The sequence below is a fragment of the Agarivorans sp. QJM3NY_25 genome (genome assembly GCF_050870875.2).
Lineage (GTDB): Bacteria > Pseudomonadota > Gammaproteobacteria > Enterobacterales > Celerinatantimonadaceae > Agarivorans.
Window position 1 is genome coordinate 1,812,546 of record NZ_CP194041.2, and the last position, 12,813, is coordinate 1,825,358.

Annotated in this window: 9 protein-coding genes; 5 read left to right on the top strand and 4 right to left on the bottom strand. The window is 42.6% G+C overall.

The window, feature by feature from the left end:
• Nucleotides 1-2 precede the first annotated feature (2 nt).
• Complete coding sequence (gene phoR / locus ACRRSW_RS08415; protein ID WP_432459099.1) at nt 3-1,301, top strand: phosphate regulon sensor histidine kinase PhoR; 1,299 nt, start codon at nt 3-5, stop codon at nt 1,299-1,301.
• Nucleotides 1,302-2,159: 858 nt separating this feature from the next.
• Nucleotides 2,160-3,134: a PstS family phosphate ABC transporter substrate-binding protein gene (locus ACRRSW_RS08420; protein ID WP_432453654.1), complete on the top strand. Its 975-nt coding sequence runs from the start codon at nt 2,160-2,162 to the stop codon at nt 3,132-3,134.
• A gap of 365 nt (nt 3,135-3,499) precedes the next feature.
• On the opposite strand, the gene ACRRSW_RS08425 is transcribed toward ACRRSW_RS08420, so the two are convergent.
• Nucleotides 3,500-3,769 (bottom strand): hypothetical protein, encoded by a 270-nt coding sequence (locus tag ACRRSW_RS08425; RefSeq protein ID WP_432459100.1) that lies wholly within the window; start codon nt 3,767-3,769, stop codon nt 3,500-3,502.
• 742 nt (nt 3,770-4,511) lie between these two features.
• On the opposite strand from ACRRSW_RS08425, the gene ACRRSW_RS08430 reads away from it, so the two are divergent.
• A complete protein-coding gene (locus ACRRSW_RS08430) occupies nt 4,512-5,387 on the top strand; it encodes a Dyp-type peroxidase (protein ID WP_432453653.1) in 876 nt (291 codons plus the stop codon).
• 1 nt (nt 5,388) lies between these two features.
• On the opposite strand, the gene ACRRSW_RS08435 is transcribed toward ACRRSW_RS08430, so the two are convergent.
• Nucleotides 5,389-5,877, bottom strand: a complete 489-nt coding sequence (locus ACRRSW_RS08435; protein WP_432453652.1) for a GNAT family N-acetyltransferase — start codon at nt 5,875-5,877, stop codon at nt 5,389-5,391.
• Nucleotides 5,878-6,186: 309 nt separating this feature from the next.
• On the opposite strand from ACRRSW_RS08435, the gene ACRRSW_RS08440 reads away from it, so the two are divergent.
• Entirely contained in the window at nt 6,187-7,110 is a 924-nt protein-coding gene (locus ACRRSW_RS08440; RefSeq protein WP_432459101.1) for a hypothetical protein, read from the top strand.
• 529 nt (nt 7,111-7,639) lie between these two features.
• Here the strand turns inward: ACRRSW_RS08440 and ppk1 are convergent.
• Nucleotides 7,640-9,736: a polyphosphate kinase 1 gene (gene ppk1, locus ACRRSW_RS08445; protein ID WP_432459102.1), complete on the bottom strand. Its 2,097-nt coding sequence runs from the start codon at nt 9,734-9,736 to the stop codon at nt 7,640-7,642.
• A 16-nt stretch (nt 9,737-9,752) separates the two neighbouring features.
• On the bottom strand, nt 9,753-10,259 hold the full coding sequence (locus tag ACRRSW_RS08450; protein ID WP_432453649.1) for a glycine cleavage system protein R: 507 nt from the start codon (nt 10,257-10,259) through the stop codon (nt 9,753-9,755).
• Nucleotides 10,260-10,580: 321 nt separating this feature from the next.
• Between ACRRSW_RS08450 and ACRRSW_RS08455 the strand changes: the two genes are divergently transcribed.
• Nucleotides 10,581-12,794: an ABC transporter permease subunit gene (locus ACRRSW_RS08455; RefSeq protein ID WP_432453648.1), complete on the top strand. Its 2,214-nt coding sequence runs from the start codon at nt 10,581-10,583 to the stop codon at nt 12,792-12,794.
• Nucleotides 12,795-12,813 lie beyond the last annotated feature (19 nt).

Genomic DNA, 12,813 nt, shown 5'->3' on the forward strand with positions numbered 1-12,813 from the left:
GAATGTTTGTGCCTTTTTCTTGGCAACGAGTAGTGTGGCGGGTCGCGTTGGTGTACTCGCCTTTATTCGTTTTGGGGATACTCACCGGGTATATTTTAGAGCTGTGTTTGTTATCGGCAGTGATCCATATTATATGGATGTATAGCCAGCAGCATAAGTTGCTTGATTGGTTGTACAATCAGCGCAAGCTGTCCCCGCCTCATGGCTCAGGGAGCTGGGAGCCTGTTTTTCACGGCATTTATAATATGCTGAAGCGACGTTTAGGCCGCGAGCGGGAACTTGCTCAGTTGATGAAGTATTTTCGTCTCGGTGCCGAAGCTTTGCCGGATGCGATTGTCGTGATCAATCAAGATGGCGCCATCTTGTGGTGTAATCAATTAGCGCAAGGAATGTTAGGTCTAAAGTGGCCTGCCGATGCAGGCCAGCATTTAACGAATTTGGTGAGAACACCGAGTTTCGTGAATTACTTGCGTAAAGGTCGCTTTAAGCAACCCTTAGAAATCGTGAGCCCAGTGCAGGCTGGTGTATGGTTAGAGTTTCGGGCGATGCCCTATAGTCAGCAGCAGTTATTGCTGGTGGTTCGGGATGTTAGTCAACTGCGTCAATTAGAAAAAATGCGTAAGCGTTTTGTTTCTAACGTGAGCCATGAGTTGCGTACTCCGCTCACCGTGTTACGGGGTTACTTGGAAATGCTCGATCAAGAGCAGGTTGATCCTATGATATGGGGGAAAGCTCGTAATACGATGCTGGACCAAAGCGCTCGGATGGAAAATCTGGTCAATCAATTGCTGACTTTAGCTAAAATCGAATCGGCCTCGGTTGAGGATAGTCTTGAACCGATTAACTTTTCCGAAATGGTCCGTAATTTAGAAATGGATGCCAGTGGTCTCGCTAAGGATAAACAGCTGGATTTTAATTTTAATATTGAAGCTAATATTAAGATTAAAGGAGAACGCGAACAGTTACGTAGCGCCTGTGGTAATTTACTTGGTAATGCCATTAAGTACTGTACTGAACCGGGACGGGTAGAGGTAAGCTTGTCTTTGGTGCCTCAGGGGGCTTTGTTTTTAGTGAAGGATTCAGGGCCTGGTATTGCACCAAAACACCTGCAGCGTCTTACCGAACGATTTTATCGGGTAGATAAAGCTCGCTCCAGAGATACCGGCGGAGCAGGCCTTGGTTTATCCATCGTAAAGCATGCATTGCAACATCATGATAGCGAACTTAACATCAAGAGCCGATTAAATCAGGGGAGCTCTTTTAGTTTCATTATTCCGCGAAAACTCTTTATAAAGTCTTAGTTATTGATTCGGCCGAGCGGTATGTTCGGCCTTAGTAAGCCCCAAAAGCGACTGATGCTGTCGCAACTTGCATCGATAACGAGTGCTAAGATATTTGTAATTTCCCCATTATTTTTTCATCTCAGGCTTGTGTTTGGCGACTTGCTTAAGCCAAATTCGAAGTTATTCGTATCGTCAACTGATCCTTAGATAGATGGTCTGTTTAAATCTTGGGAGCCAAAATTGTTCAAACACCATTTCAGTGAGAGCCGTGAAAGATTAAATGATGCTATTAATGTACTTGAACGGCGCCATTTTGAGTTGAAGTTGGTAGAACAAAGTAAAAGAAAAGCGAGACGGGCGCGGTCGTTACGCAAGCATCCGGTATTTGAACCTCGACCGTCTATAGTTTTTTCGCGAGTAATGGCTTAGCGAACAAGGTTTTTCTGATGTTTCATCAAAAGTTCAATTTTAAAGGCAGCGCTGCAGTTGATGAACGTGGTATCAAAAACGGAAAACTCATTCCTGCTATTTGGTGACCAAAATATTGTAGCGTGTTGTTGTTCATTAGCGATGATAACAGCGTCTGTGTGTGTGGTGAGCTCCCTCTTTAATTTAGCGAGAGCTGATTTGATTGTGGGCAAGGCCGACCGTTGGTTAGTGTTTAAATTGCCTAATCGATCTCCATTATTGATGAATATTTGCCGATATCAGTCCGCCGGAATGATGATTAAGACCCCGTTAAATATAGCTAAACAGGGGATTTTATAAAAAAATTGTTTTGACATATAAATGTCACATAGTCGAAATATAATCGTCATCGAATTCACCAATACTACATGACGAAAATAACTTAACGCGTCATTTATGGAGATAAAGATGACATTGAAAAAACTTGTAAGTGCAGTAGCTATTTCTGCTTCGTTGTTAACCACTAGCGTACTTGCAGCTGGCCTGGACGCCACGCTTCCGGAATACCATAAAACGACAGGTATTTCTGGTAACCTTTCATCTGTAGGTTCTGATACTTTAGCAAACATGATGACGCTATGGGCGGAAGAATTTAAGCGTGAATACCCAAATGTAAATGTACAAATTCAAGCGGCGGGTTCTTCTACTGCTCCTCCTGCGCTGACTGAAGGTACATCACAGTTTGGCCCGATGAGTCGCCAAATGAAGAGCAAAGAAGTTGAAGCGTTTGAGAAGAAATACGGTTATAAGCCAACTAAAGTACGTGTTGCAATCGATGCTCTCGCCGTATTTGTACATAAAGATAACCCGATTAAAGGTTTAAGTTTGGCGCAGGTTGATGCTATTTTTTCTTCAACCCTAAAATGTGGTGAAAATGGTGCTGCTGAGCGCTGGGGCGAAGTTGGTCTAGATGGCTCGTGGGCTGATAAAGACATTCAATTATTTGGTCGTAACTCAGTGTCGGGTACCTATGGTTACTTTAAGAAGAAAGCCTTATGTAAAGGTGACTTCAAAAACTCGGTGAACGAGCAACCTGGTTCTGCTTCTGTGGTTCAATCGGTATCTTCATCTTTGAATGCCATTGGTTATTCAGGTATCGGTTACAAGACTTCAGGTGTTAAAGCGGTCGCACTTGCTAAGAAAGGCACTGATTACATAGCCGCTAGCTTAGACAACGCAGCTACTGGTAAATACCCATTGTCTCGTTTCTTATACGTTTACGTGAACAAGCACCCTAACAAGCCTTTAGCCCCAATGGAGCGCGAGTTCCTTAAAATGATTCTGTCTAAAACTGGACAGCAGATTGTTGCTAAAGACGGTTATGTACCACTACCTTCTAAAGTTGTGTTATCTGATTTAGAAAAAGTTGGTATTAAGCTTTAATAATTAAAGCTTAAAGCGACCCTCGCTTCGGCGGGGGTTTTTACGTTTAGGCCTTCAAACATTTTGATGACTAAGTTGAGCGGGGTAACTGGTTCTCGTTCATGTATTTTGGCAAGGACTGATAGCCCTCAGTTCAATAGCTCTGTTAAGCGCTTGCTCTTTGGTTTACCACCGCACCAATCAACTTGCATGAGGAGCCATCAGCGTTAGCTGCAGGGTAAGCATCAAACTTTGTATTTAGCTCCGCCGCATCATATTTAAGACTCCTAGCAAAGTCAGGAGCAAATAACAGCATTTGTTAGCAAGAAAACCTAAGCTTCGAAAGAAACATAAGGCGCAAGCTGTATCTTGAGTTCAGATGGTCGCTATTCCTCATGATGCTTGACCATGAGTGATAGTTGGATCGGCGATGAACTGGCTCCAAAGCGTTTAAAATACTGAATGGCTAAGCTTGAAATCCTTCTCAGCCGAGGATCTTGGCGAATATACAGATTAACTAAATTGTCACTTGATGTGTGACCCAGATCACTATAGATTGTTATTGTGACTTGAGTCACAAATACGCTTAAATCACTAGGTATTTTAAATCCTGAGGAGAAAGACCATGTTTGATTATTTTGGTGTACTTTATTCATCGTATTACTTTACGAAAGCTGATGACTTTAACTACTATTGCGAAACTCGCAAGGACATTCACCGTTAAGCAATTTTGTAGGTAACGCTATGTACTATCGTCCGATTATTGGTTCAGCATTGTTAACTATTGTTTGTTTCGGATACCTTGGACAATTTAAACAACAGCAGAGATAAATGGAATGAGTCAAGCTAGCCCGAATGCCTAAATCACTTTGGTTTTTTAGGCATTTTTTATGCGTAATCCAAAATAATCGCTGATGCTTCCCCCCAACATTTTTATTTCCAAAAATTCAAAATACTTCTTGCAATGTGATCTGTATCACATTATATTTTAACTGTGACTTGGGTCACACTTTATTAAGATTTAGGAGAAAGATTATGTTTGATTATTTTGGTTCTTTATACGCAAATTACTACTTCACTAAAGTCCATGGTTTTAGCTCAACGGAAGAAAAAAATATTCACCGTTAATCCTCACATTTGAACATGTGGGCTTAGCACTTAACTTGTCGCCTGAGGCGATGAAGTGATAGTCAACTGAGCGAGACTGAATCATGGGTCAAATGTTTTAAAATGCCTGATAGCTTAAACGCATCGGGCATTTTCCATTTTTACTCCTAAGCTGCTTATATTCCCTCTGTTTTATCTTCCTAGACTGCATATTTTTAAGCCGAATCAAACAACGTCATTGATAAATTATTTATACTATGCACTAATTTTTTATTAATGAGAGTATTCATTTTGTCTATTCAACCACAAATTCTCGAAGCAATTCCTAGTTATGCGAGTTGTTTGCGATTGAGCCTGGTCGACTCTCAGTCGCTGAAAGCCTGTCTGGGCAATATTGCCAAGGTATATTCGAAGGAAGATAGCCTTGTTGGTCTAGGTGCTCCTTTGTTAGCACTGCTAAATATAGATGTTCCCGGTTTGAAGTCAGTTGCTAGTATTCAGGGAATACGGCGTAGTAGTCCTGCGAATCAAGATGATTTGTGGCTGCGAGTGAGTGGCAAAGATCCAGGCCAAGTGATGTTACGAGTAAACCAGTGGCTGGCAGTGTTAACACCAACTTTTGCGGTTAATGAGCAGTTGGAGGGCTTTCGCCATGATGGAGGAAGAGACTTAAGCGGTTACGAAGACGGTACCGAAAACCCTGATCAAGAGCAGGCACCGAATGTTGTTGCCTTAGCAGGAGAGAAGGGGATCGCAGGCTCCTCGATGCTTGCAGTACAAAAATGGCAACATCAACTACAACACTTTCATCATCTACCGAGTGAGCATCAGGACAACATTATTGGCCGGCGTAAGCATGATAATGTCGAATTTCCTGAGTCACCAAGCTATGCTCATGTTCGGCGTACAGCCCAAGAAAGTTTTACTCCAGAAGCATTTATGTTACGCCGCAGTCTCCCTTGGATACAGGGTCAGCAGTGTGGGCTTAATTTTATTTGCTTTGCCAATAGCTTTTATCCTTTTGAAGCACAACTTAAACGGATGTTGGGCTGCGAAGACGGTATCGAGGATGGCTTATTTCAGTTTAGTCGCCCACTCACTACCAGCTATTATTGGTGCCCACCGGTTGATGAACAAGTTCTCGACTTAAGGATCTTAAAGCTCTAACTTAGTGCTCTAGTATCGTCTGGTATAGGCTCATCCCACGCGCTTGATAATTTGCGAGAGCGCTGGGGTGGTCTAAATCACAAGTATGCACCCAGACTTTATTTGCCTGCCATTGCCAGGCAGTTTGCAGACAGCGGGTGAGTAAATCCCCGCCTAGCCCCTGTCCTAAATAATCTGCAGTTAAGCCAAAATATGCGATTTCAACACTGTTGTCTGAGTGTTTATGTAGTTCAAAATAACCTGCTAACAGTCCCTTAATATAAGCCCCAAAGGTGCGTAGCTGATTACTTTCGATGTAATCAAGCCATTGTTGTTCAGACCAAGCTAATTTGTCGTTCCATTGCCAGTTTTGACCCACGGCAATATAAAATTCTCGACTTTTTTGTGCCTGCTGTTCGATGATTTCTTGTACCGATAAATGTTCGTTCATCGGCTTAGCTGATAATTGGCTGAGGCTGAGTTGTTGTAAATAGTATACTTTACTGCTCATTGTCATAAAAAATGAAGGAATGATGAATCCAGTCTAACATGATGTTTTCACTATCCGTAATCACACCATATTTAATAAGTGATTAATTTATAGGTTAATTTATCAGTGTAATGAATGCGATACATGGTGTCAGGTATTTTTACAGACGAAGCTATTGCATTTCGCTTTGTGTTATCAAGCTGTTGATTTTTGAGGTTGATTGTTACTGGCTTGGTTTATGCATTTACAACCCTAAGCAAGCATCATGTTGTTCACTGATTTAGCGATGCACTATATAAGTGAGTAACTGATTTCATTATAGAGGGCATTATGTTGATCAAATTAATAAAATTAGCTTTTGTCATACTTATTGTTGGTTATTCCAGTTGGAGTTCGGCTGCGCCGGTGACCAGCTACGTTCCTTCCGGAACATGCAATACCAATAACGTGGTGCTTCGCTCCATGATGTTATCAGGGGGAAGCGAAGAACTGCTTTCAAGTGCTCATTCGGCGAGTTCATGCTTAGTGTTTGCTGGTAATGATGATGGTCATGCCAATGATCCTATAGTAAATATTGGTCAAAAAAATGATGGATTGTTGAATACTCGCTATGGTGCCTCTAACGACTTGTTCTTTATTGAGCCTGAGGATTTACAAAATCTAGATAATCAGCCTTTAGGTGTTGCCGATGACCCAGGCTGGATCCACTTAGCGAGCGTAAATGCTGATATGCAAGTTAATTATGATCAAGCAGGTCCCATCGTCCCCGGAGGCTTGTCTTTATCGATCGATGACTTATTGAATATGACTTTTAACTGCGTGGCTGGTCGTCGTGGAGAGTGTACCTCGGTAAATTGGGTTATCGAAACCGACCCTGGCATTATTGGTGATGTTAGCCAGTTGTTAGGTGCGGCAAGCTTTGATCACTTGGCTTTTTCGATCAAAGTAGCAAAAGGCTTTATTATTTATGATTTCGATTTTATTGATATTTTTAAACAAGAATTAGCTAATGACCCGGCTTCAAGTTTGAATTTCCAGACGCCTTACAAATTGTCAGGGTCTTTAGATACCGATGATTTTGAGAATCCTCAAGGTAACAGTACACAAGCTATTTCGCATCTGAATGTATGGGCTCGTGACCCCGCAGATCCAACACAAGTGATGGAGCCTAGTTCATTTGGTATTTTGGTTATTGCTCTACTGGGATTGATGATTGCGCGAATATCTCGTAAATCAATGTTGGTTCGTTGGTAAATGAAAGCTAATGATAAACGCTTTGCTTGATGCAGCTTGATCTTATGAAATTTTAGTTGAGCGAGATTTAAAATCTTATCAAGCCGTGCATACTTGGCGTGTAGTGCTAGTTCAGCTTCTGCGCGGTTAAACAAGCCTGATAAATGTATGTTCAAGCTTCAGATGGGTCTGCTGGTGTGGCTGATTGATTGTAGTGAGGTAGCCGTTTTATCGATATTAATGATTACCGTGGTTGCCTTTATTCAAGTGGTCATGCTTGAGCGATAAAGCGAGCGTTTATTCATCAAATTGAATGCTTGGTGCGTTTGTTAGCTGCCCCGAACTACTTATCGATGTGGACTGATTGGTTCTGCTCGGTTTGATTCAGCGGTGCGACGAGGCGGTAACGCTGCAGTTGATGAGGTTTTTTGTATGGCATGCCATCATGTGTTGGTTCATTTTGTCAGGTATTGAGGCAGTTGTTGGTGAACAGAGGCTGGTGATGACTTGCCCGCCGATAACTCAGGCAGGCAAGTTGGTTTTGAACCAGTTAAGTGATGGTCTCATTATCCTCATCAATTATCCGACGAAGCGGCCTCGATTCAATCGCTTTGAAGTAATCGAGAGTCCATAATTGAGAACGAATTTTACGACGATTTCCTCTGGGAACATAACTATTGAGCTGTTGAGCGTCGATGATGCGCGCTTTGGTGGTGTCAGCAAATTGTAGTTCTAATAAGTCGATGACTCGTTGTTTGAGTGTTTCATCATAAATAGGGACGCCGACCTCGACTCGTTCTTCGATGTTGCGAGTCATCCAGTCGAAGGAGGCAATGAAGACTTGATTTTCCCCGCCATGGTAGAAATTAAATACCCGAGGATGTTCTAGGAAACGATCGACGATACTAATGATGTGAATGTTTTCACTCACGCCTTCTAATCCCGGAACCAGAGAGCACATGCCCCGAATAATCATCTTTATTTTAACCCCAGCCTTACTTGCCGCATAGAGCCGGGTAATGATTCCTTTGTCCACGAGGTTGTTCACCTTAATCGTAATCGCGGCGGGGTTTCCTGCATTGGCTTGGTTGATCTCATAGTCAATAAGGCTAAATAGCCGACGCCGAGTATCGTTGGGCGATACGATTAAATGCTGAAACTTAAAACGTCGATAAGGCTGTTGAATAAACCGAAAAACATTATCGATTTCTTGGCCAATCTCTTGGTTTTTGGTGAAAAGAGCGAAATCGGTATATATTTTGGCAGTTTTTTCATGAAAATTACCGGTACCAATATGGCTATAATAGACTCGTTGGTCGCCTTCTTTGCGTGTAATGAGCAACAGTTTGGAATGTACTTTCAGAGAAGGAACTCCGAAAACCACCTTAACCCCGGCATCGGTCAGTAGCTGAGCCCATTCAATGTTTGCTCCCTCATCGAAACGAGCCCGTAGCTCAATGACAACGGTGACGCGTTTACCATTGTTGGCTGCGTCAATGATTGAGTTCATCAAGTGCGACTTTTTGGCGACTCGATAAATATTAATCTTGATACTACTCACTTTAGGATCAAAAGATGCCTGGCGGACAAATTCTGAAATGTAACGAAACTTGTGGTAGGGGTAATAGAGTAAAATATCACGCGCTGTAATTGCGTCGAATACCGTATCAAATTGGTCGAAATCGCGACAATTTAACGCGGACATCTTTTTGTTTTCTAGGTACTTACGCCCCACGTTAGGAAAGCCGATGAAGTCTTTAAAATTGTGGTAACGACCGCCGCCGACACTGTGGTCTAGCTTAGAAATATGTAGCATATTACTTAAGCGTTTAATCATGCTGCTCGGCATATCCCGATCATAGACAAAGCGCACCGGCTCTGCGGTTAGGCGCTGTTTGATCCCTTCCGACATTTTTTCGAGTAGACTCTGGTCCACTTCATCATTTAAGTCATACTCGGCATCACGGGTCATCTTAATCGAGTAGGCGGCGGCACTATCGTATTCGTAAAACCCACGTAATAAATCGTCGAGACAAAAACGAATAATATTATCCAAAATAATCATTGTTTTACGGGTTCTTCCTCCATCGGGAGGAAGTACCACAAAGCGTGGTAAATTATCTGTAGGAATTTCAATAAGTAAATGGTTTTCCTGCTTAGCATTTTTCACTTCGACGGCTAAATAGGTATATTCATCTTTCAGGAAGCGAACCAAATCGGTCCTTTTGGTCAATACGATTGGCGTAATGTGGCGTAACACCTTATCTTTAAAGTACTTTCTGACCCAATTTTGATGGTTTTCACTGAGTTGGTCTTCGTTGATCAAGAAAATATTTCGTCGCGCCAAGGTAAGAATGATTTCTCGGTAAGTATCATCAAAATCTTGTTGAAGTTCTGCCAACTTAGTTTGAACGTCGTTAAGAAGCTGGATTGAACCGTCATCTTTTTGCTTTAGTTCATTTAAGATAATACGGCGTTTTAGCGCGGCCACCCGCACCTTGAAAAATTCATCCTGATTGTTTGAAAAAATCCCTAAAAATCGCACTCGTTCAATGATTGGAACGGAATTATCTTGTGCTTCTTGCAATACTCGTTGGTTAAACGAAAGCCAGCTTAACTCTTTCTCTATATATAGACTGTCGCTCATTTTATACCTTTGTTACTTATTGCTCGTCGGAGAAATCAACCATTAAATCATCAGCTAACGATTCTAAAGATTGTTGGATAGCGATACGTTGCTGTTCATCTGCGCAGGGGACTTGTAACTGCGCGGTAAAAATCAATCCGCCCCAATTCGGCGCACTGCTAACACTGGTAGTGATTTTACTTAAACTCACGCCGAGTTGATTTAGCGCTTGAGTAACTTCTTGAACAATGCCAACACGATCATTGGCTGTCACATTGATGCTAATTTGTGTCTGTTCGGCATGGTCGTTATGGTCGCCTTCAGCGATATTGACCAATAATCCATGCTGATTATTTAGGTCATCACACAGTGCGGACAAATGTGCATCATCGACTTCAATATGTAAAATTCCTGTAAATTGCCCCGCCAGTTCGGTAAGGCGACTGGCTAGCCAATTGCCATGGTGTTTGACCACTAGCGTTGATAATTGATCGACAATACCCGGACGGTCTTTTCCAATGACGCTGACAACCAGTTGTTTCATGAATTGACTCCTACAAAGTGCTTCGCTGGGAAAATGGGTTCCCTTGTTTAAGATGCTAAGCATTGCCCTAAAGTATGCATAGCTTTTATGGATTAGGGAAGGTCTTATCCTCTTGAAATAGAGAACAAATTAGCCAAACCTACAATATAATTTTTCGGTAACAATAAACACGTATTATTGTCATAATCTCTTGCTAAAGATAGCTGAGCGGTCACTATTCGCCCATTGATTTGATATTTTTTTTAACTCTTGCATCCTGTAACAATACTGTCATAAAACTGCCATATACTTTCGCCAGACCTATTAGATTGTGAGGGAAACATGACGCAGTCAGTGTCATTTAATAGCAGTGCTCAACGGCTGATTAAGGACCGATTAACCCGCTACGGTGTAAGTGCTGGCGGGATAGTGGTGTTGTTAGCATTAATTTTAATCTTCTTTTATTTATTGTATGTGGTTGCACCGATTTTTTATGGGGCCAGTCTCGATAAACTGAAGACCATTCCATTGCATGATAGCAGTGCTACGGTCGCCATTGGTGTCGAAGAACAAAATGAAATTGCTTATCGTTTTAATATGGACGGTAGTTTGCAATTTTTTGATCTTACTAAAAATAATACCGAATACCCTAGTTATCAGCTTGACGCTGATATTACTTCAGCTGACCGTACCGTGCCGAATCAAGGTTTAGTCGCTTACGGTACTGCTCAAGGTGAAGTATTGGTCGTGACGCCTAAGTTTAGTGTTAGCTACCCTAACGATAAGCGTTTAATTACGCCAAGTCTAAGCTATCCCATGGGTGAGCAGGCCTTGTCAATTGATGAACAGGGTAAGGCTATCGTTAAATTGGCTTTCGAGCGACAAGAAGAGTCGGCGATGGTGGCTGCGATTACCGAAGATGGTCGAGGTTTGTTAGTGGCTTTGGACGCAGAGGAAAACATGTTCAGTGATTCCCTGGAGTGGACCGCTTCTCGAGCCGATATTCCTAGTTTGCCTCAAAATATTGACCAAATGTTGGTAACACCTGATTTACGCCGCTTGTATATTCGTAGTGGCAATCAACTAGCTAATTATAATATCTCCGATATCGATGATATCCGTCTGAATTCAGTGGATTTCATCAATAGTAAAGGCGCGAATGTAACTCGCTTAGCCTTGCTTTCGGGGGCCAGCTCGTTGATTGTTGCCAATGATAACGGAATTGTTACGCAGTGGTTTGATGTTGCTAAAGATGGTGTGCGTAAACTCACGCAGATCCGAGAGTTTGATGCTGGCGCAAACATTAATGACATTGGGGTTGAGTATTTCCGTAAAGGCTTTGCAGTTGGCGCAGATGATGGCTCCATTTCTTTGTTTCATACCACTGGTGGTGGTCGTTTGGTTCGAGAGGATACTAAACTTGGCACCAGCTTGAACTTGGCATTTTCTCCTCGGGCGAGTGGTTTACTGACCGAAAATGAGCAAAGCCTAACCTTCTATCATGTCGAAAATGAACACCCTGAAGTCACCTGGCAGGCGCTATGGCATAAAGTATGGTACGAAGGTTATCCGGAGCCACAGTATGTGTGGCAGTCAACTTCCGCAAGTGATGATTTTGAGCCTAAGTTAAGTCTGGTACCTATCTCATTTGGTACGATTAAGGCAGCTTTGTATGCCATGTTATTTGCAACGCCAATTGCCTTGGCGGGCGCGATTTATACCGCCTACTTTATGTCTTCTTCGTTACGTAAGGTGGTTAAACCGACGGTCGAAATTATGGAGGCCTTACCCACGGTTATTTTAGGCTTTTTAGCCGGTCTTTGGTTAGCACCGCTGATCGAGGATAACTTGCCTGGGGTGATTGCCATTATGATATTGCTGCCGATCGGATTTTTGGTGACCGCTTTTGCCTGGAGCAAAATGCCTAAACAATTGCGTCAAATGCTACCAGAGGGCTACGACGTGATGGTGTTGATCCCGGTGGTGATATTTATTGGCTGGGGTTGCATTGAAGTGAGTCCGTTGTTGGAGCTATGGTTGTTTGACGGTGATGCTCGCTTATTCTTAACCAACGAATTGGGGATCAGTTTTGACCAGCGTAACTCTATGGTGGTGGGCCTTGCCATGGGATTTGCGGTCATCCCCACTATCTTCTCGATTGCCGAAGACGCCATTTTTTCAGTGCCGAAGCACTTAAGTAATGGTTCATTAGCGCTCGGTGCAACACCTTGGCAAACCTTGGTTAAAGTGGTTATTTTAACCGCAAGTCCGGGGATTTTTTCTGCTGTGATGATGGGCCTAGGTCGCGCGGTCGGTGAAACAATGATTGTCTTAATGGCCACCGGTAATACTCCGGTTATGGATTGGAGTATTTTCCAGGGGATGCGTACCTTAGCGGCGAATATTGCGGTAGAAATGCCTGAGTCAGAAGTGGGAAGTTCACACTATCGGGTGTTGTTCTTAGCGGCCTTTGTCTTGTTTGTATTCACCTTTGCATTTAACACCATTGCTGAATTTGTGCGCCAACGTCTGCGCGACAAATATAGCTCGCTGTAATAGGGAAGTGGGAAATAAC